Below are 19,214 nucleotides of genomic sequence, written 5' to 3'. Positions count from 1 at the left end.
CGGACGTCGGTCTTGCAGGTAAAACGGGAACCTTTCTTCGCGCCTGCGAATTGAAAGCGAACGCCCTTGGCAAAGAGGAGGCTGCATGTCGTCCGACTTCCTGACGTCCGATTTCCTGATCTTCGTCGCCATCGGCTTCTTCGCACAGATCGTCGACGGGGCGCTCGGCATGGCTTTCGGGGTGCTGACGACGACCAGCCTGCTTGCCGTCGGCGTGGCGCCCGCGGCGGCAAGCGCCATGACCCACGTGACCGAGTGCTTCACCACCGCCGCCTCGGGACTGTCGCATCTCTACAACCGCAATGTCGATTGGCGGCTGGTGGCAAGGCTGGCACCGGCCGGCATGGTCGGCGGGGCGATCGGCGCCTATGTGCTGTCGAATATCGACGGCAAGGCGATCGAGCCCTTCGTCTCCGCCTATCTGATCGCCGTCGGCCTGTTCATCCTCTACAAGGCATTTCAACCGAAATTTCCGCGCGACGTGCGCGACTGGATCGTGCCCTTTGTGGGCGGCGGGGGCGGGCTGCTCGATGCGATGGGCGGCGGCGGATGGGGGCCGATCGTGACGAGTTCGCTGCTTGGTCGCGGCCACGATCCCAAAAAGGTGATCGGCTCCACCAACCTGACCGAATTCGCCGTCACCACGGTGATTTCCGCAACTTTCATCGTGGCGCTCGGCTGGTCTGAACTCTCCTCCGCCCTCGGCCTCATCCTCGGCGGCATCCTGGCGGCGCCGATCGGGGCCTTCATCGTCCGCTACCTGCCGGTCAAACCCCTGATGATCGCCGTCTCGATGATCATCATCGGCACGGCTGCGGTCCGGCTTGTGTGAGGAGGCATGAACGGGCCAGACTGGCGGCCGCACGCGGAATATGGCAGACTTGCCTCATGAAGAACGACGCCGAAATCTCCGAGGACCTCAGCCGCCGTGTGGATCAGCTCGCGGCCCGCTCCAGGCTGACACGCGGGCAGATCATCGAAGACGCGCTGGCTCACGGTCGATCGCTGGCCTGGCAGGAAAAGTGGGTCGCCGGCGTCGAGGCCGGGCTTGCCGACGCCGACAACGGCGATTTCGCGACGGAGGCGGAAATCGCTGCCGTATTGACCAAATACGGGCCGGCTTAAGCTTCCCGTGCGGATCGTTTTCACCCGCCGCTATCTGCGAGAACTGGCAAGCATCGGAGACTATATCGGCGAGCGTAACCCGCGCGCGGCAGCCCGCGTTATGCATGAGATCCACTCGAAGACCACCCGGCTGCTATCGGACAATCCTTTTATCGGGCGCCCCGGTGAAATCATCGGCACGCGCGAACTGGTGATCGTCAGCACGCCTTACGTCGTCGCCTATCGCGTGACGGAAAACCAGGTGGAGGTGCTTTTCGTCCAGCATGGCGCCCAGGAATGGCCTGACGAGGTGTGACAGCGAAATAGCGCCCCTTGCCCGATTGTGATAGGCTTGCCCGCGAACAGGAACCGACCGATGCGCCCGAACCGATCGATTACCATCTCCCTGCCGGAAGACATGGCCGAACTCGTCCAGAAGAAGGTCGCGTCCGGCGAATTTGCCGACGAGAGCGAGGTGGTCGCCGAAGGACTGCGGTATCTGGCGGATCATGATGCCGGAATAGAAAGCTGGCTGCGGGACGAGGTCGTGCCGGCGCTGAGAGCGCATGATGCCGATCCCAGCAGGGGGCGCACAATCGAAGAGACGAGAAAAGAACTTGAAGACTACATGCGGACCAAGGATCGAAGATCGATCGGTGCATGAAATATTCAGTCATCCTCTCCTTGGAAGCTCGTCTGGATCTGGCTGATCTGTTCGATTACCTCTCGAGCAAGACCGGAGATGATTTCGCGCGTGCTTACATCCGCAGGATCATGGACCATTGCAATGGCTTCAGCACTTTCGCCAAGCGGGGAACCCTCCGCAACGACATAGAGCCGGGCTTGAGGCTCGTGGGGTACCGCCGAAAAGCAACCATCGCCTTTCGCGTGGATGAGAATACCGTCACGATTGCTCGTATTCTTTATGGTGGCAAAAGCCTCACCGGCGCGGACGACATCGAGGACGACGAATTCTAACTTATCGCCTGCCTCGCACGCCACTGCCTGAAGGTTTCAGGCCTCGTCGCCGGGGGAGCGGGCCCAGTCCATGTAGAGTTCCAGCGCCTTGCGGGCGACCGGGCCTTCCTGGAGCTGGCGTTCCTCGAAGCGGTTGACCGGGACGATCTTGGAATAGTTGCCGGAGGTGAAGATCTCGTCGGCATCCATGAAATCCGCAACCGTCAGCGTCGTCTCGCGCACGTCGAAGCCGCCGCGGCGCAGCAGGTTGATGACACGCGAGCGGGTGATGCCGGCAAGGAAGGTGCCATTGGCGATTGGCGTCATGATCACCCCGTCCTTGACCATGAAGATGTTCGAGGAGGCGGTCTCGGCGACATTGCCGTTCATGTCGCGGGCCAGCGCATTGTCGAAGCCGCGGCTGCGGGCTTCCATGATCATGCGGCCGCTATTGGGATAAAGGCTGCCGGTCTTGGCGCCGGTCATCGCCACTTCCGGGTTGGGGCGGCGATAGGGCGAGACGGTGAGCGACGAGGGTTTGGCGGTCTGCATCGGCGCCTCGAACAGGCAGAGCGCGAAACGGGTCGATTCCGGATCGGCGGTGACGACGCTGTAGGGCATGCCGTGTTCCGACCAGTACATCGGCTTGATGTAGATCGCCGTCTTGCCATCGAATTTCTTGATGCCTTCCCAGGCGAGCGCCTCGATCTCCTCGGGCTGCATCACCGGCTTCATGCCCATGTTCGTGGCCGACCGGTTGACGCGCTGGCAATGCAGGTCGATGTCCGGCGCAATGCCGTCGAACCAGCGGGCGCCGTCGAACACGGTGGAACCGAGCCACATGGCATGCGAGGTGGGGCCGATCAGCTTCGGATTGCCTTCCAGCCATTCGCCGTCCACGAACGTCCAGGTGGTGGTGCGGGGGGCGGTGTTGACGGACATGGTGATCTCCTCAGTCATTCTGGCGCTTCAAAATTGCGGGGTGAGTGAAGTCCGGCGCCGCCGCCGAGGTCAAGCGATAATATGAAATGGATCATCACAAAAATTGATATTTTTGCCCATGGAGACCAGCGTGTCGGAGTGCCATGTTCCATCGAAACGAACACTCGAGGAAGACGCTCATGGCATGGTCGGCGGAGCAATATGTGAAATTCGAGGACGAGCGGACGCGGCCGGCGCGCGATCTTCTGGCGCAGGTACCGCTCGGCTCGGTGGCCCGTGCCTGCGACCTCGGCTGCGGCCCGGGCAATTCGACGGAGCTGATCGCTGAGCGTTTCGGGGCAGCCAACGTCGCCGGGCTAGACAGCGACGACAACATGCTGGCGGCGGCCCGCAAGCGCCTACCCGGCATGCAATTCACCAACGCCGATCTGAACACCTGGGTGCCGGGAGAGCCGGCCGACCTGCTCTACGCCAATGCGGTCTTCCAGTGGGTGCCGGACCATATTTCGGTGCTCGCCCGGCTGATGGATCACCTGAGACCCGGCGGCGTGCTGGCGGTGCAGATGCCGGACAACCTCTCCGAACCCAGCCATCTTTTGATGGAGGAAACCGGTGCGGCCGGCCCGTGGAAGACGGCCTTCGAAGGCGGCCGGGTGCGCCGCGCGGTGCTGCCGCCGCCTGGGGCGTATTTCGAGCGGCTGATGCCGAAATCCGCCCGGATCGACGTCTGGCACACGGTCTATTACCACCCGCTCGCCAATGCGCCCGCGATCGTCGAATGGGTCAGGGCGACCGGGCTGCGGCCCTATCTCGACGCCGCCGGCCCTGCCTATGCGGAAGCCTTTGCGGCCGACTACACCGCCCGCATCGCCAATGCCTATCCGCCGATGGCCGACGGCCGGGTGCTGCTGCGCTTCCCGCGGTTCTTCATCATCGCGGTCAAGGCCTGAAGGGCGACTTCAAGGCGTGCCTGGCGGCTTCAAGGAGTGCCCGGCGGCGGGGCCAGCGGGTTCTGCTGCTGGGGCGGCGTCGCTTCTATCCGGCCATTACCGGGGTCATTCATCCAACCGATACTCAATACACAGCCGATGAGGATCAACAGCACCGCGATAAAAAGCCAACGCATCAAATTCCTCCGCCGGCCATCAACCGGAATGCACCCGACCAAGGAAGTCGCGGATCAGCGGTGCGACTTCGTCGAGATTGGTTTCCAGCAGCCAATGACCACCATCGAGAAGATGAAGTTCCGCCCTGGGCAGGTCGCGCAGGAAGGCGCGGGCGGATTTTTCCGGCATGTAGCCGTCCTGCGGCCCCCAGACGATCAGGGTCGGTGGCTGGCGGTCGCGCAGGTATTGCTGATAACGCGGAAACCACGCGACATTCTCGCGCAGCCCGGCGATGACATCGACGGCGATCCGCCGCCGTCGTTCGTCCATCAGCGCCCAATGCAGCTTCCACAGGTCCGGCGAGATGCGCTCGGCGATCTCCGGCCGGACCTCGTTGAGGAACTCTTCCCTGAAACCCTCCTCGCTGACGGCCCCCGCAATTTTGCGGCGGCCCTCCTCGGTCGGGTTGCGCCAGAACTCCTGCAGGCCGGCATATTTGGGACCGAGCGCATCCTCGTAGATATCGCCGTTCTGGACGATCAGCGCGGCGATCTTTTCCGGGCGCCGGATCGCCAGGCGAAGACCGATCTGCGAACCGAAGTCGTGAAGGTAGAGCGCGAACCGGTCGAGCCCGAGCGTCTGCGTGAACGTATCGAGGAAATCGGCAAAGCCGTCGAAATCGTAGGCAAAGCCCGAGGGCATGTCGGTATAGCCCGAGCCCGGAAAATCCGGCGCGACCAGATGCCAGCGATCGGCAAGCCGCGGCATCAACTCGCGGAACTCATAGGACGAGCACGGATAGCCGTGCGGCAGCAGAAGAACGGGCGCACCGGCCCTGCCCGCCTCCCGGTAAAACACCTTCATGCCTTTGAGATCGAGCCACTTGTGTTTCACCCGCACGCGATCCGGCGGGGCTTCGGTGGTCATGTCCATGATCATCGCTCCTTGAACTGTCAGCTCTTCAAGAATGGTTCATGCTGGAAATGTTCCGTGACCATTTCGTGGCACCCGGCCGACTTTTCGTATCGCGGCGACGTCAGTAATTCTCTAGCTTGGTGCACCCGGCGTACAGCCGCAACGCAGCAAAATGGTTGACTCGGGCCGGTTCGGCTTGCACTCTCGACCCTTCCTGTTTTCGTCGTCCTGCCCGAAAAGCCGTTCGAAGCCATGCCGAAACCATCCACATTGTCGCTGACGCAGGATCTGGTCGATCTCTGTTTCCGCGAGGAAGCAGACCCTGGCCCACCCGCCACATGGGAGCCGCTGACCGACGACGACTACATTCAGATCGCCGATCGCCTGGCGGCGGAAATCGGCGAGGATCCGCTCTGGGTCTTCGCCTATGGCTCGCTGATCTGGAAGCCGGGCTTCGACAGCATCGCCTGCCAGCGGGCCGCCGCGTTCGGCTGGCATCGCTCCTTTTCGCTCAGGATCGAGCGCGGCCGCGGCTCGCCGACACAGCCGGGGCTGATGATGATGCTGTCGCGCGGCGGCCGCTGCGACGGGGTGATCTACCGCGTCGCCGACGACGACAAGCGCGTCCAGATCGAAAAAGCGCTCCGCCGCGAGGTCAGCCATCGCGACAGCCTCACCTCGTTCCGCTGGCTGCCGGTCCGGGCCCAGGCCGGCGAGACCGTGCGGGCGCTGACCTTCTGGGTCGGCGGCACCAGCAAGCGCATCATCCGGCCGCTGCTGCCGCTCGACGAGGTCGCAAAGGTTCTGGCGCGCGCCTGCGGGCATCGGGGATCGTGTGCCGAATATCTCTACAATACCGTCGTGCATCTCGCCGAATTCGGTATCCACGACCGCAATCTCTGGCGGCTGCAGGAAATGGTGGCGAAGGAAATCCGGGGGATGCACGTGCGGGAGAAGGTGGAAACGGTCGGCGTGGTGGCGTGAGCCTAGAGGCGGTGCCGTCTTGTTTGGCAGTCGAAGGTCGGAATCGTGCCTAAACATAAGCCGATTGCAAAAGACAATCGGCTGAGTTATCCATAAACCAGTTTCACTTCGCAATCGGTCATGGGAGGCCGTCATGCGTCCGGTTCTGTATTCTCATCCATTCTCGTCCTACTGCCAGAAGGTGCTGACCGCGCTCTATGAGAACGGCACCGAGTTCGACACCCGCATGCTCGGGCCGGAGGATCCTTCGGCCTATGAAGACCTCTGCTGCATGTGGCCGGTGAAGCGCTTCCCGGTCCTGCTCGACGGAGAGAAACGGGTCTTCGAATCGTCGATCGTCATCGAATATCTGGGCCTTCATTATCCCGGCCCGGTGAAGCTGATCCCCGACGATGCGGATGCGGCGCTCGATGTGCGGATGATGGACCGCTTCTTCGACAACTACATTTCCACCCCGCAGCAAAAGGTGGTCTTCAACGCCATCCGGCCGGAAGAGCACCGCGACCCCTACGGCGTGCAGGAAGCGCGCGGCATGCTGGATGCCGCCTATGGCTGGCTGGACGAGCGGATGGCGGGCCGGGAATGGGCGGCGGCCGATGCCTTCAGCCTGGCCGATTGCGCCGCGGCGCCTGCCCTCTTCTACGCGGACTGGACGCACCCGATCGGCGAGCAGTTCGCCCATGTGCGGGCCTATCGCAGCCGGCTGCTCGCCCGGCCGTCTTTTGCGCGCGCGGTGGACGAGGCCAGGCCGTATCGCTCGTTCTTCCCGCTCGGCGCACCGGACCGGGACTAGGACGGGTCGGCGGGGCGCCTATGCGGCTACCGACCCGGCCCGGCGTGCCCCGCAACGGTCAGAACGTGCTCTCGGTCGCCAGGACGTGGCCGTTCATGGCAGCCCAGATCATCCGTACCTCGCGGCGAAGCACGGCGCTGGGACGAACGCCGCCGTTGCCATAGTTCTTATATTTATCGCGGTAAGCTGCAATAAAGACTTCGACGGCTTCTACGACTTCCGCGTGCTGTTCCACGCGGCGGCGCAGCGCTTCCTTCTCCGCATGAAGGATTTCGAAGCTCTGGACGATGAGCCGCAGGTCTTCCAGCGGCACGTTCAAGTGTGGGTACTCCGACGAATCGGCAATTACCTCCGCCCGCAGACGGGCGATGATGTCTTTCAGTTGGTCACTCATGCCGGGATTCTCCTGAACCCGGGATTTGGGTACGGAAATCGGCTAAAACAAGGCGAATCTGTGGCATAGAAGACACGTTTGCCGATCAACACGACCAGAACGGTCTCTTAAAGCCGTGCCGCAAGGAAATCGATATAGGAGCGAATGCGCAGGGCGAGGTGCTCGTGGCCGGCATAAACGGCATGGATTTCCTCGATGTCTTCCGGGTTGAAATCCTCCAGAACCGGCACGAGCCGGCCGGCCTCGATATCCGGCTCCACATGGAAACGCCCGACGCGGCCGATGCCGAGGTGATCCAGGCAGAACTGCCGGATGATCGAGCCGTTGCTCGCCTTCAGGTTTCCAGAAACCGGCAACAGCTCCCGACCGCCGGTTTTCGGATCACGAAAAGGCCAGCCTTCGACCGCCCGCCGGAAATTGAAATTGATGCAGTTGTGATGGATGAGCTCGGCCGGCATCTTCGGGACACCGTGACGCTCCAGATAACCCGGCGAGGCGATCACCACCTGACGGCTCTCGCCGAGCTTTCGCGCCATCAGCGACGAGTTGCGCATCGGCCCGTGGCGGATGGCGATATCGACCCGTTCCCGGATGAGGTCGACGGTGTCGTCGGTTAGCGTGATATCGAGCTGCACATCCGGGAAAAGCTGCTGGAATTCGCAGGTGAGCGGCAGGACATAACGTTCTCCGAAGCCGACCGAAGCGTTGATCGACAGCGGCCCGCGCGGCAGCGTCCGGCCGCCGCCGGAGACCATCTCTTCCGTATCGGCGATCTCGGCCAGTATGCGCTGCGCCCGCGCCAGATAGGTCTCCCCCTCCGGCGTCAGCTGCAGCATGCGGGTGGAACGAACCACGAGGCGCGTGCCGAGCCGGTCCTCCAGCCGGGTCACGAGCTTGCTGACCGCGGACGGGGAGAGTTTCAGTTTTCGCCCCGCAGCGGAAAAGCTCTTCAGCTCGGCTGCCAACGCAAAGACTTCCATTTCACCGGCGCGGTTATCCATTCCTCATCACCTGTGACTTCAATTCACAAATGATTATCCGCTTATGCGGCTACACACGCAAGTCCGAGGTGACGATATTGCGGTGCATCAACCACCAATTCCTTCCTCCCAAGGACAAGGACCCAAGCCAATGCCTCTCGCTCTCTACGCACTGACGGCCGGTGCCTTCGGCATCGGGGTCACCGAATTCGTCATCATGGGCCTGCTGATCGACGTCAGCAAAGATCTCGGCGTATCGATCTCGGCTGCCGGCCTGCTGATCTCCGGTTACGCGCTCGGCGTCGTCGCCGGCGCGCCCATTCTCGGCATGCTGACCGGCAAATGGTCGCGCAAGACTCTGCTGATGAGCCTGATGGTGGTGTTCACCGTCGGCAACCTCGCCTGTGCGCTGGCACCCGACTACTGGACGCTGATGGCGGCACGGGTGCTCACCGCATTCGCGCATGCCTCGTTCTTCGGCGTCGGTTCGGTGGTCGCCACCAGCCTCGTTGCTCCGAACAAAAAGGCTTCCGCCATCGCCATCATGTTCACCGGCCTGACGGTCGCCAATATTCTGGGCGTGCCCTTCGGCACCTGGCTCGGCCAGGCCTTCGGCTGGCGCTCGACCTTCTTTGCCGTCACCGTGATCGGTCTCGTGGCCCTCGCCGTCATCGCGCTCTTCGTTCCGAGGGACAAGGCCGCGGACGGTCAGGAGGAAAGCTCGCAGGGCGCGCTTGCCGTTCTCGGCCGCCGCTCGGTTCTGCTCGGACTCTTGATCACCGTGCTGAGCTGGGTCGGCGTGTTTGCGGGCTTCACCTATATCGCCCCGATCCTCACGCAGATCACCGGCTTTTCGGAAGCCGCGGTCTCGCCGATCCTGCTCGTCTTCGGCGGCGGCCTGGTGATCGGCAACCTTGCCGGCGGCTGGCTTGCCGACCGTCATCTGGTGCCGACCATCGTCGCCAGCCTCATCGCGCTCTCTGCCGTGCTGCTGGCGCTGACGGCTGCGATCCACCAGCCGGTGCTGGCCGTCATCGCCATCGGCCTGTTCGGCGCCGCAGCGTTCGCCACCGTTTCGCCGCTGCAGATCTGGGTGCTGCAGAAGGCCGAGGGTGCAGGCCAGGGGCTTGCCTCGTCGTTCAACATCGCCGCCTTCAATCTCGGCAATGCGATCGGCGCCTGGCTCGGCGGCGTGGTCATCGACCATGGTCCCGGTCTCGGCTCGGTCACCCTGATCGCCGGCCTGGTGCCGCTTGCAGCGCTTGCCGTCGCCCTCTTCGCCATCCGTCTCGACAAGCGCGAAACCGCCGTCAGCGCCAATCCCGCCCTCTCCTGCCCGGCCGAATAACCTTCGCATCCAAGGAACATGATCATGGAATACCGCAATCTCGGACAATCCGGCCTCAGGGTGCCGGTCCTAAGCTTCGGAGCCGGCACGTTCGGCGGCTCCGGCCCGCTGTTCAGCCACTGGGGCACGACCGATGTCGAAGAAGCCCGCCGCCTCGTCGACATCTGCCTGGACGCCGGCGTCAACCTGTTCGATACGGCCGACGTCTATTCGAACGGCGCTTCGGAAGAGGTGCTGGGTGAGGCGATCAAGGGCCGGCGGGGCGAGGTGCTGATCTCCACCAAGGCCAGCCTGCCGACCGGCGACGGGCCGAACGACTGGGGCTCGTCGCGATCCCGCCTGATCGACGCGGTGGATGCGGCCCTGAAGCGGCTCGGCACCGACCATATCGACATCTTCCAGCTGCATGCCTTCGACGCCTCGACGCCGGTGGAAGAAGTCGTCTCGACGCTCGACCAGCTCGTGAAAGACGGCAAGCTGCGTTACATCGGGGTCTCGAACTTCTCCGGCTGGCAGATCATGAAATCGCTCGCCGCCGCCGAGAAACATGGCTGGACGCGTTATGTCGTGAACCAGGTCTATTATTCGCTGGTCGGCCGCGATTACGAATGGGACCTGATGCCGCTTGGGCAGGACCAGGGGCTCGGGGCGCTGGTCTGGAGCCCGCTCGGCTGGGGCCGCCTCACCGGCAAGATCAGCCGCGGCAAGCCGCTTCCGGAAGGCAGCCGCCTGCATGAGACGGCGGATTTCGGCCCGCCTGTCGAAGACGAGCTGCTCTACCGCGTCGTCGATGCGCTGCAGGTGGTGGCGGACGAGACGGGCAAGAGCGTGCCGCAGGTGGCGATCAACTGGCTCACCAGCCGGCCGACCGTGTCCTCGGTGATCATAGGCGCCCGCAACGAAGAGCAACTTCGCCAGAATCTCGGATCCGTCGGCTGGTCGCTGACTGCGGAACAGATCGGCAGGCTGGATGCGGCAAGCACGGTGACCGCCCCCTATCCGCATTTCCCCTATCGGCGCCAGGAAGGCTTTGCCCGCCTCAACCCGCCGCTTGCCGGATGACGCCTGCTGAAATCAGGGTGGTTGATCCGTCACAGAATCGGTCCATGTAATACGGGCCTCATTTGGCCCGGCCGTATGCCGGGCTTCCCCATAGGAGTTCCATATGTTCACAGTCAGCGCCAACGGCGCCAACATTCCCGCCCTCGGTTTCGGCACGTTCCGCATGCCCGACGAGGACGTCGCCCGCGTGCTGCCGGAGGCGTTGAAGCTCGGCTTCCGTCATGTCGATACCGCGCAGATCTACAAGAACGAGGCAGCCGTCGGCGATGTGCTTTCCAAGTCCGGCATCCCGCGCGCCGATATCTTTCTCACCACCAAGGTCTGGGTCGACCGCGTCGGCCATGCCGCCTTCATCGCCTCGGTCGACGAGAGCCTGGCCAAGCTGAAGACCGACTATGTCGACCTGCTTCTCCTCCACTGGCCGCAGAGCGAAATGCCGCTCGCCGACCGCATGGGTGCGCTGAACGAACTCAAGAAGGCCGGCAAGGTGAAGAATATCGGCGTCTCTAATTTTTCCGTCGCGCTGATCGCCGAAGCGGTGAAGCTTTCCGACGCGCCGCTTGCCACTAACCAGGTGGAATACCATCCCTATCTCGACCAGACGAAGGTTCTGGCCGAAGTTGCCAGGCATGGCATGTCGCTGACCGCCTATTACCTGATGGCGAACGGCGCGGTGCCGGGCGACGCAGTGCTGAAGGAAATCGGCGCCAAGCACGGCAAGACGGCCGCGCAGGTGACGTTGCGCTGGGCGATCCAGCAGAAGGACGTGATCGCGCTTTCCAAGACCGCGACGGTTTCCCGCCTGCCGGAAAACTTCGACGTGTTCGATTTCGCGCTGTCTGAGGACGAAATGCAGGCGATCCACGCCCTCGCCAAGCCCACCGGCCGCATCGTCAGCCCGGGCCATCTGGCCCCGGAATGGGATCTTTGAGATTCGCCGAGAAACCCGACACGACGCGCCGGAGTTCTCCGGCGCGTTTTTCGTTTCCAGAAGCCGGAAGGCCCGGCAAAGGATTAGGGGCCTTGGTCACAGCCAGCCTTTCCGCTTGAAATACATATACGGCAGGGCCATCGAGACGATCATCATGACGATCGCCATGTGATAGCCGTAGTGCCATTGCAGCTCCGGCTGGTTGGCGAAGTTCATGCCATAGATCGAGGCGACCAAGGTCGGCGGCAGGAAAACGACCGAGGCGACCGAGAAGATCTTGATGATCTGGTTCTGTTCGAGATTGATCAGCCCCAGCGTCGCATCGAGCAGGAAATTGATCTTGCCGGACAGGAAAGCCGAGTGATCGCCAAGCGAAGTGGCGTCCCGCTGCAGCAGTTTCAGGCGCTGGCGCAATTCCTTCGACAGCTTGCGGTCGACTCCGTCGAGCGCTGCGTAGTAGGCGACGACCCTGGAGACGCTGACGAGGCTTTCGCGCACCACGGTGATAAACTCGCCCTTCTGGCCGACCTCGCGGATGAGGTCCTGCAGGTCGCGGGTCTTCTTGTTGGCCTTGGCGGCCTTGGTCGAAAAGACTTCCTGGGAAATCTGGTCGATCTCGGTGCCGAGCCGTTCCAGCGTGTCGGCCATGCGGTCGATGATCGCCTCGATCAGTCCGGTCATGATCAGTTCGCCGTAACCGCAATGCAGGCCGGCGCCGTTCGGCTTGCGGGCGCGCGCCATGAAGGCATCGAAGGGGCGCGGCTCGGCATAACGGACGGTCACCAGGACCTGACCCTTGACGATGAAGGTGACGGGAACCTTTCGCGGCGTGCCGGCATCGGGCCTGGTCAGCACCGTCATGGTCATGAACTCGGCACCGTCCTCCTGGTAGAGGCGGGCGGAGAGTTCGATATCCTCCATCTCGTCCATGGTCGGCACGGTGATGCCGAGGCGCTCGCCAACGATGCGTTCCTCGTCGGGCGTGGGGCTGACCAGGTCGTACCAGACGACTGCAGGGGTTGCGGGGGCGGGCGTGACCGGTGCCGACGGATCGGTAACGACCGGCGCTGCGGCAACGGCCGGCACGTCGGAAGCGACGGAAACAAGGCGATCAAGGTCGTAGGCATGGATGCGCAGCATGACGGCTCCTTTTTCGGACCATCGGTCCCTTCGGAGCGCGCATCCTTTCAAGCAAGGACTAGAGCCCCGGAGGAACGGGTCGGTATGATGACGTCGAACTTCGACTGTCGGGGTTCATCTCAATTGTCCTTTGAAAGAGTGGCGCCCGGTCGGGCGTCACTTCGCTTTTGCAAATGTGCCTTAGAGGATGAAAAGTCAATGGCTTTTCTGTCGCAGCCGACGCCGAAACAACTGCCGCCGCTTCGGTCCGGATAACCGGCGAACCGGGCGATCGGCCGGGTTATCCGGTGATCCGGAAGCCGGCCGGCTTTTCTGCGATCGTCGCCGGTTGTCGCTCCGCACCGGAGACCATCGCGCCGGGCGGACCGTGCCGGAAACGCTCGAGCATTTGCGATATGCCGGCAGGCGATCCCGCGAGCAGAGCAAGGACGGAACCATCCGGCTCGTTGCGGACCCAGCCCGTCAAACCCAGCCGTTCCGCCTCCTCACGGGTCCAGGCACGGAAACCGACGCCTTGCACCCTTCCGGTTATCCGCACCATGGCGGCCTCGTCATCATCGGACATGGCAACCTCCCATCTTGGGGCTACTCTCATTGACATGGTGAGTGCGAAACCGAGGACAAGCCTGCAAGGGTGCCGACGGTATCCGATTGGCCCTCGCCGGTCTCATTGCTTGGATAAGACAAAAAAACCGCCGGCCTCGCGGCCGACGGCTTGGAAAAGTCGAAGGATGCAGATCAGACGAACTGCGACAGGCCCGGAACCGAAGCGATGACCGTATCGACCACCTCGTCGCCGGCGTGTTCGCGGGCGACCGCCATGGTTTCCTTGGCAAGGCCGGTGATCTCGCCCATGCCGAGGCCCTGGCTCATCAGCTGCTGGCCGAGCGCCATGACGCCGCCGCCGAAGCTTGCCATCAGGCCGCCGAGGAGACCGCCGCCGCCGGCACCTTCGCCGTTGAACTTGGCGACCAGCTCGGAAGCACCGGGGATCGCCTCGATCATCTTGGCAACCGCGCCGTCGTCGGCCTCGCGCTGCAGGAAACCGAGCATCATGCCGATCGCCTTTTCGGCGACGTCAGGGGCAATGCCGACATTCTCGGCAACGCGGGAAACCAGTTCGTTCATCAATCTCTCTCCTGAAGGTTTTGACGTTCACGTCAAGGTAATACACACAGTCTTTGCCGAAGCCAACAGGGAGCGTGAAGCATCTCCAGGCTTCATGTTTCGCCGGAACTCTCGCCCACCGTATCGGCCATGTAGGCGCCGCGGGCGCCCAAGGGCACCGGAGTGCCGGTGGTCGAATCGCGGGCCGTCTGGTGTTCGAGTTCGGCATTGATCTCGGCACCGACGATGACGATGATGACCGATATCCATGTCCAGACCATGAAACCGATCAGCGCGCCGAGCGTGCCGTAGGTGGCGTTGTAGTCGGCAATATTCCCCAGATAGAAAGAAACCGCAATCGAGGCGGCGAGCCAGGTGACGGTCGAGAATGCCGCACCCCAGGTGAGCCACTTGAGCTTGGCCGGTTCGCGGCTCGGGCCGAAGCGGTAGAGCATCATGATGCCGCCCGCGACGAACAGCATCATCACCGGCCATCGGGCCAGCCGGATGATGATTTCCGTGAAGCGGTCGAGCCAGAGATAACGCAGCACCGCCGGCACGACGCCCATCGCAAACAGGATGACGATCGCCAGCAAAAGCGCGCCGAACGTGAAGAGAAGCGAAATGACGTTGAGGCGGACGATGCTGCGCTTTTCCTCTTCCGCATAGGCGACGTTCATCGCCTCGAACAGCGCCTTCATGCCGTTATTGGCGCTCCACAGCGCCAGCGCCAAGCCGCCGATCAGGGCGATCGACAGCGTCGTGTTGCGCTCCGTGGTCAGCGCCCGCAGCTGATCGAGAAAAATGTTCAGGGCGTCCGCCGGCATGACGGAGCTTAGGAAGGTGATTCGGTCGACGATCGCGACCGGATCCGCGACGAAACCGTAGAGGGAGACGAGCGCGCTTGCCGCGGGAAACAGCGCCAGAAGCAGATAATAGGTGACGCCCGCGGCGATCAGCATGATGCGGTCCTTGGTGACGCCGGCATAGACGCGCCAGAAGACGTCCTTCAGGCCCGTGGAGGGAATCTCCTGCGGGGAATCGGCCTCACGGCCCCTGTCGGTTTCCGGTGTTGCCGCCGTTTCGCCGGTCGTCATGCCTATCCAGCCTTCCCTCGCAAGCGGGCGCGGGCCGATCTCGTTGCCGTTGCCCGGCGCCTCCGCACATCCTATAAGCAGTTGGCAGAGAACGCGGTCAGGGAGCGCATAGTTGCATGGACGATACGGGAAAGCTCTTCATCGGCGGCAGCCGCAAGCCGGACGATTCGCTCAACAAGGCTGAATATCTGGAACTGAAGTTCGGCAACCGCCACGGTCTCGTCACCGGCGCCACCGGCACCGGCAAGACGGTGACCCTGCAGGTTCTCGCCGAAGGATTTTCGAAGGCCGGCGTGCCCGTGTTCGCCGCCGACATCAAGGGCGACCTGTCCGGCATCGCCATGAAAGGCGAGCCTAAGGATTTTCTCCTGAAGCGCGCCGAGCAGATCGGCTTTGCGGACTATGATTTCGAGCAGTTCCCGGTGATCTTCTGGGATCTGTTCGGCGAAAAGGGCCACCGGGTGCGCACCACCATCGCCGAGATGGGGCCGCTCTTGCTGTCGCGCCTGATGGACGCATCCGAGCCGCAGGAAGGCGTCATCAACATCGCCTTCAAGATCGCCGACAAGGCGAACCTGCCGCTGCTCGACCTCAAGGATTTCGCCTCGCTGCTGAATTACATGGCCGAGAACGCCAGCGAGCTGTCGAGCCAGTTCGGGCTGATCTCGAAAAGCTCCGTCGGCTCGATCCAGCGCGGGCTGCTGGTGCTCGAACAGCAGGGCGCCGAGCATTTCTTCGGAGAGCCGGCGCTGAAGATTTCAGACATCATGCGGACCAACCCGAACACCGGCTACGGGCAGATTTCGGTGCTCGCCGCCGACAAGCTGATGATGAACCCCAGGCTTTACGCGACCTTCCTTCTGTGGCTGCTCTCGGAACTGTTCGAGGAACTGCCGGAAGTGGGCGATCCGGAACAGCCGAAGCTGGTGTTCTTCTTCGACGAGGCGCATCTGCTCTTCAACGACGCGCCAAAGGTGCTGACCGAGCGCGTCGAACAGGTGGTGCGCCTGATCCGCTCCAAGGGCGTCGGCGTCTATTTCGTTACCCAGAACCCGCTCGACGTGCCGGAAACCGTGCTCGCGCAGCTCGGCAACCGGGTACAGCACGCGCTGCGCGCCTATACGCCGCGCGAACAGAAGGCGGTGAAGACGGCGGCCGACACGTTCCGCCCCAACCCCGATTTCGACTGCGCCACGGCGATCACCAATCTCGGCACCGGCGAGGCGCTGGTCTCGACGCTCGAAGGCAAGGGTGCGCCTTCGATCGTCGAACGCACGCTGGTGCGCCCGCCGTCGGGACGCATCGGCCCGCTTTCCGACCAGGAGCGGCAGATGATCCTCGACAAGAGCCCGGTGCTCGGCCTCTATGACGAGGACATGGACCGCGAATCCGCCTTCGAAATCCTCGCCGCACGCGCCAAGCAGGCTGCCGATGCGGCCGCTGCCAGAAAGGCGCAGGACGAGCTGCAATCCGCCCCGCCCGCCGGTTCCGGCGAGACGACCGGCTGGACCCTGCCGGGCTTCGGCGGCGGCAAGGACGACGACAACGACCAGGGCCGCGCCCAGCCGCGCCGCTCCGGCTACCAGCGCGAGACGATCATCGAAGCGGCGATGAAGAGTGTGACGCGGACCGTTGCCACGCAGGTGGGACGGGCGATCGTGCGGGGGATTTTGGGGAGTTTGAAGCGGTAGGGGTTCGCCGGGCCAATTCGCGAGGAGGCTTGTCGGATTTCGGTTGCTAGTTGGCCGTTGTGCTCGTGGTACCCCCCTCTGCCCTGCCGGGCATCTCCCCCTCAAGGGGGGAGATTGGATGGGGTGCGCTCCCTGCCCCAATCCAGGTCGAGGGTTAACGCTGATATACACCGTCGCCCAAGGCTGATGCGCCGTCGTCCAAAAGAGAATTCGGAACCCGCCTCTGGCCGATCTCCCCTCTTGAGGGGGAGATGCCCGGCAGGGCAGAGGGGGGTGCGCCGCGCCCGGAACCTCTCGGGCTTGATACCCCAATCATCACCGCTTGCGCACGAACTCCGTCCGCAGCACCAGTCCCTTGATCGCCTCATGGCGGCAATCGATTTCTTCGGGGTTTTCGGTCAGCTTGATCGACTTGATGACCGTGCCCTGCTTCAAGGTCTGGCCGGCGCCCTTGACCTTCAGGTCCTTGATCAGGGTGACGGAATCGCCGTCCTTGAGGACGGTTCCGGAGGCGTCCCGAACCTCGGCGGCACCGGCACCTACGGCCGCGGCCAGTTCGGAAGCCGGGCGCCATTCACCGGTCGCTTCGTCGTAGACGTAATCATCGTCATCGCCAGCCATCGGCGTCTCTCCTGAAAATCAACAAGTCGCCGGTCGGCGATGGCCGCTTATAACAGCCGAACCGCCCCGGGCAAGCGCCGCGGCAACAACCCGGGCCCGGTAGGTCCGGTTGCATTCGCCTGAGTGCGATGGTATTTCGCCAATGTGCTTTTCAAGAGAAAGGAGGGTCACGTGCACAATTTCTATTTCCGGTACTACCGGACGCGTGGTCCCGTCGACGCCCTGCAAATGCGTTTGCAGGGCTGACCAGAGGCCGTTTCTCTTAAAATACCCTCTTCCTGGTCTGCCCTTCGTGGTCCGCAGCGCCGAGCGCCCGCTCGTGCATAGCTGTGATTTCCGAACACGCTGCACACTGTGCATGACATCGATGATGGCCCGAGTGCCCGCGATGTCATGTGTCTGCAAGCCAAGACCAGAGAATAACAATGAGCCTCATCAACCTCCGCAATCTCGGAATCACCCTGTCCAGTCCGCTGTTTTCCGGGCTCAACCTCACCGTCAATGCCGGCGACCGGATCGGCATCGTCGCGGCCAACGGGCGCGGCAAGTCCACGCTCTTGAAATGCATCGCCGGCACGCTCGATGCGAGCGAGGGCGAGATCACCAGAAGCCGGGGGCTGACGATCGGCATGGTGGAGCAGAACGTGCCCCCCGCCCTGATGCAGGCGAGTTTTCGCGAAGCCGTGCTCCAGGCGCTTCCGGCCGACCAGATCGACAGCGAAAGCTGGCGCGCCGATGTCGCGCTCGAAGGGATGGACGTGCCGGAGGAGTTGCGTGAGCGGCCGCTTGCTGCGCTGAGCGGCGGCTGGCAAAGACTGGCGCTGATCGCTCGGGCCTGGGTGACGGAACCGGATGCGCTGCTGCTCGACGAGCCGACCAACCATCTCGATCTTGCCAAGATCGCGCTTCTGGAAGACTGGCTAAACGCGCTCCCCCGCGACATGCCGGTGATCCTGTCGAGCCACGACCGCGCCTTTCTCGACACTGTGACCAACCGCACGCTTTTCCTGCGACCTGAGAACTCTCAAGCCTTCTCCCTGCCCTACTCCCGAGCGCGGGCAGCGCTCGACGAGGCGGATGCGGCGGATGCCAAGCGCTACGAACGCGACATGAAGACGGCCGATCAGCTGCGCCGGCAGGCGGCGAAGCTGAAGAATATCGGCATCAATTCGGGCAGCGACCTGCTGGTGGTCAAGACCAAGCAGCTGAAGGAACGCGCCGAGAAGCTGGAGGACGCGGCAAGGCCGGCGCATCTCGAACGCTCGGCCGGCACCATCCGCCTCGCCAATCGGGGTACCCATGCCAAGGTGCTGGTGACGCTGGAGGACGCGGCGGTGACGACGCCGGACGGCACGCTCCTGTTCAGGACCGGCAAGCAGTTCATCTGCCAGGGCGACAGGATCGTGCTGCTCGGCCGCAACGGCGCGGGCAAGACGCGGCTGGTGACGATGCTGCGCCAGGCGATCGCTGAACCTTCCGCGACGATCGCCGGCATCAAGGCGACACCGACGCTGATCCTCGGCTACGGCGACCAGTCGCTCGCCGATCTCGACGACGGGCAGACGCCGCACGAAACGATCATCCACCGGTTCGACATCGGCGACCAGAAGGCCCGCTCGCTGCTCGCCGGCATCGGCATCACGGTGGAGATGCAGGCGCGGCCGGTGGGCGAGCTTTCGGGCGGCCAGAAGGCACGGCTCGGCCTTTTGGCGCTGCGGCTGCTCGAGCCGAATTTCTACCTGCTCGACGAACCGACCAACCATCTCGACATCGACGGGCAGGAAGCATTGGAAAGCGAGCTGATGACGCACCAGGCAAGCTGCCTGCTGGTCTCCCACGACCGCAGTTTCGTGCGCGCCGTCGGCACCCGTTTCTGGCTAGTGGAGGACCGGCGGCTGGTCGAGGTGGAGGGGCCGGAGAGCTTCTTTACGGCGAGCCGTGGCTGACTCGATGGAAATTGCTCCTCACCCTTTTCCCCGCTCGCGGTAGGGCGATAGCATGTGAGGGGACGACGGTGCGTGGAGCCCCTCCCCCTTGTGGGG

Annotated in this window: 23 protein-coding genes; 13 read left to right on the top strand and 10 right to left on the bottom strand. The window is 63.4% G+C overall.

Annotated features, from left to right (window positions below; all coding sequences use genetic code 11):
* The first annotated feature begins 100 nt into the window (after positions 1–100).
* Genes C5L10_RS31115 through C5L10_RS31095 form a run of 5 tightly spaced genes read left to right on the top strand, consistent with a single transcriptional unit; the run spans position 101 to position 2,082 of the window.
* Entirely contained in the window at positions 101–832 is a 732-nt protein-coding gene (locus C5L10_RS31115; RefSeq protein ID WP_105432876.1) for a sulfite exporter TauE/SafE family protein, read from the top strand.
* A gap of 56 nt (positions 833–888) precedes the next feature.
* The gene (locus C5L10_RS31110; RefSeq protein ID WP_105432853.1) at positions 889–1,125 is read left to right on the top strand and encodes a CopG family ribbon-helix-helix protein; all 237 of its coding nucleotides are present in this window, start codon (positions 889–891) and stop codon (positions 1,123–1,125) included.
* Positions 1,126–1,132: 7 nt separating this feature from the next.
* A complete protein-coding gene (locus tag C5L10_RS31105) occupies positions 1,133–1,420 on the top strand; it encodes a type II toxin-antitoxin system RelE/ParE family toxin (RefSeq protein WP_046664863.1) in 288 nt (95 codons plus the stop codon).
* A 60-nt stretch (positions 1,421–1,480) separates the two neighbouring features.
* Positions 1,481–1,768 carry a type II toxin-antitoxin system ParD family antitoxin gene (locus tag C5L10_RS31100; RefSeq protein ID WP_105432852.1) on the top strand — a complete coding sequence of 96 codons (288 nt, stop codon included), beginning with the start codon at positions 1,481–1,483 and terminating at the stop codon, positions 1,766–1,768.
* Entirely contained in the window at positions 1,765–2,082 is a 318-nt protein-coding gene (locus tag C5L10_RS31095) for a type II toxin-antitoxin system RelE/ParE family toxin (RefSeq protein WP_105432851.1), read from the top strand. The genes C5L10_RS31100 and C5L10_RS31095 overlap by 4 nt, the downstream gene beginning before the upstream one ends.
* Positions 2,083–2,118: 36 nt before the next feature.
* On the opposite strand, the gene C5L10_RS31090 is transcribed toward C5L10_RS31095, so the two are convergent.
* Complete coding sequence (locus C5L10_RS31090; RefSeq protein ID WP_105432850.1) at positions 2,119–3,003, bottom strand: branched-chain amino acid aminotransferase; 885 nt, start codon at positions 3,001–3,003, stop codon at positions 2,119–2,121.
* 179 nt (positions 3,004–3,182) lie between these two features.
* Here C5L10_RS31090 and tam point away from each other — a divergent pair, with 179 nt between their 5' ends.
* Positions 3,183–3,953, top strand: coding sequence for a trans-aconitate 2-methyltransferase (tam, locus tag C5L10_RS31085; protein ID WP_105432849.1), 771 nt, complete (start codon positions 3,183–3,185; stop codon positions 3,951–3,953).
* Between the two features lie 29 nt (positions 3,954–3,982).
* On the opposite strand, the gene C5L10_RS34015 is transcribed toward tam, so the two are convergent.
* The gene (locus C5L10_RS34015) at positions 3,983–4,129 is read right to left on the bottom strand and encodes a hypothetical protein (RefSeq protein ID WP_172717276.1); all 147 of its coding nucleotides are present in this window, start codon (positions 4,127–4,129) and stop codon (positions 3,983–3,985) included.
* Positions 4,130–4,148: 19 nt separating this feature from the next.
* Complete coding sequence (locus C5L10_RS31080; protein ID WP_371412009.1) at positions 4,149–5,042, bottom strand: alpha/beta fold hydrolase; 894 nt, start codon at positions 5,040–5,042, stop codon at positions 4,149–4,151.
* Positions 5,043–5,276: 234 nt separating this feature from the next.
* On the opposite strand from C5L10_RS31080, the gene C5L10_RS31075 reads away from it, so the two are divergent.
* Entirely contained in the window at positions 5,277–6,008 is a 732-nt protein-coding gene (locus C5L10_RS31075; RefSeq protein WP_105432847.1) for a gamma-glutamylcyclotransferase, read from the top strand.
* Between the two features lie 133 nt (positions 6,009–6,141).
* Positions 6,142–6,801: a glutathione S-transferase family protein gene (locus tag C5L10_RS31070; RefSeq protein ID WP_105432846.1), complete on the top strand. Its 660-nt coding sequence runs from the start codon at positions 6,142–6,144 to the stop codon at positions 6,799–6,801.
* A gap of 58 nt (positions 6,802–6,859) precedes the next feature.
* Here C5L10_RS31070 and C5L10_RS31065 read toward each other — a convergent pair whose 3' ends face one another.
* A complete protein-coding gene (locus C5L10_RS31065) occupies positions 6,860–7,195 on the bottom strand; it encodes a hypothetical protein (protein WP_105432845.1) in 336 nt (111 codons plus the stop codon).
* Between the two features lie 107 nt (positions 7,196–7,302).
* Positions 7,303–8,196, bottom strand: coding sequence for a LysR family transcriptional regulator (locus tag C5L10_RS31060; protein ID WP_105432844.1), 894 nt, complete (start codon positions 8,194–8,196; stop codon positions 7,303–7,305).
* 130 nt (positions 8,197–8,326) lie between these two features.
* On the opposite strand from C5L10_RS31060, the gene C5L10_RS31055 reads away from it, so the two are divergent.
* From C5L10_RS31055 to C5L10_RS31045, 3 genes are all read left to right on the top strand, one after another.
* Positions 8,327–9,523, top strand: coding sequence for an MFS transporter (locus C5L10_RS31055; protein WP_105432843.1), 1,197 nt, complete (start codon positions 8,327–8,329; stop codon positions 9,521–9,523).
* A gap of 24 nt (positions 9,524–9,547) precedes the next feature.
* The gene (locus C5L10_RS31050; protein WP_105432842.1) at positions 9,548–10,585 is read left to right on the top strand and encodes an aldo/keto reductase; all 1,038 of its coding nucleotides are present in this window, start codon (positions 9,548–9,550) and stop codon (positions 10,583–10,585) included.
* 103 nt (positions 10,586–10,688) lie between these two features.
* Positions 10,689–11,516, top strand: a complete 828-nt coding sequence (locus C5L10_RS31045; protein ID WP_105432841.1) for an aldo/keto reductase — start codon at positions 10,689–10,691, stop codon at positions 11,514–11,516.
* Positions 11,517–11,612: 96 nt separating this feature from the next.
* Here the strand turns inward: C5L10_RS31045 and C5L10_RS31040 are convergent, their stop codons facing one another.
* From C5L10_RS31040 to C5L10_RS31025, 4 genes are all read right to left on the bottom strand, one after another.
* A complete protein-coding gene (locus C5L10_RS31040) occupies positions 11,613–12,656 on the bottom strand; it encodes a magnesium transporter CorA family protein (protein ID WP_046664437.1) in 1,044 nt (347 codons plus the stop codon).
* 280 nt (positions 12,657–12,936) lie between these two features.
* Complete coding sequence (locus tag C5L10_RS31035) at positions 12,937–13,221, bottom strand: acylphosphatase (RefSeq protein WP_105432840.1); 285 nt, start codon at positions 13,219–13,221, stop codon at positions 12,937–12,939.
* Positions 13,222–13,394: 173 nt separating this feature from the next.
* Positions 13,395–13,784, bottom strand: a complete 390-nt coding sequence (locus C5L10_RS31030) for a hypothetical protein (protein WP_007764435.1) — start codon at positions 13,782–13,784, stop codon at positions 13,395–13,397.
* Between the two features lie 92 nt (positions 13,785–13,876).
* Positions 13,877–14,860, bottom strand: coding sequence for a YihY/virulence factor BrkB family protein (locus tag C5L10_RS31025; protein WP_105432839.1), 984 nt, complete (start codon positions 14,858–14,860; stop codon positions 13,877–13,879).
* A 116-nt stretch (positions 14,861–14,976) separates the two neighbouring features.
* Here C5L10_RS31025 and C5L10_RS31020 point away from each other — a divergent pair, with 116 nt between their 5' ends.
* Positions 14,977–16,551 (top strand): helicase HerA-like C-terminal domain-containing protein, encoded by a 1,575-nt coding sequence (locus tag C5L10_RS31020; RefSeq protein WP_105432838.1) that lies wholly within the window; start codon positions 14,977–14,979, stop codon positions 16,549–16,551.
* Positions 16,552–16,866: 315 nt separating this feature from the next.
* Here the strand turns inward: C5L10_RS31020 and C5L10_RS31010 are convergent, their stop codons facing one another.
* Complete coding sequence (locus C5L10_RS31010) at positions 16,867–17,172, bottom strand: alkylphosphonate utilization protein (protein ID WP_105432837.1); 306 nt, start codon at positions 17,170–17,172, stop codon at positions 16,867–16,869.
* Positions 17,173–17,597: 425 nt separating this feature from the next.
* Here C5L10_RS31010 and C5L10_RS31000 point away from each other — a divergent pair, with 425 nt between their 5' ends.
* Positions 17,598–19,118 carry an ABC-F family ATP-binding cassette domain-containing protein gene (locus C5L10_RS31000; protein WP_105432835.1) on the top strand — a complete coding sequence of 507 codons (1,521 nt, stop codon included), beginning with the start codon at positions 17,598–17,600 and terminating at the stop codon, positions 19,116–19,118.
* Positions 19,119–19,214 lie beyond the last annotated feature (96 nt).

Source organism: Neorhizobium sp. T6_25 (assembly GCF_002968555.1).
In the GTDB taxonomy this organism is placed as follows: domain Bacteria; phylum Pseudomonadota; class Alphaproteobacteria; order Rhizobiales; family Rhizobiaceae; genus Neorhizobium.
The sequence above is the reverse complement of the archived record's forward strand: the minus strand, read 5'-3'. Positions and strand labels throughout refer to the sequence as shown.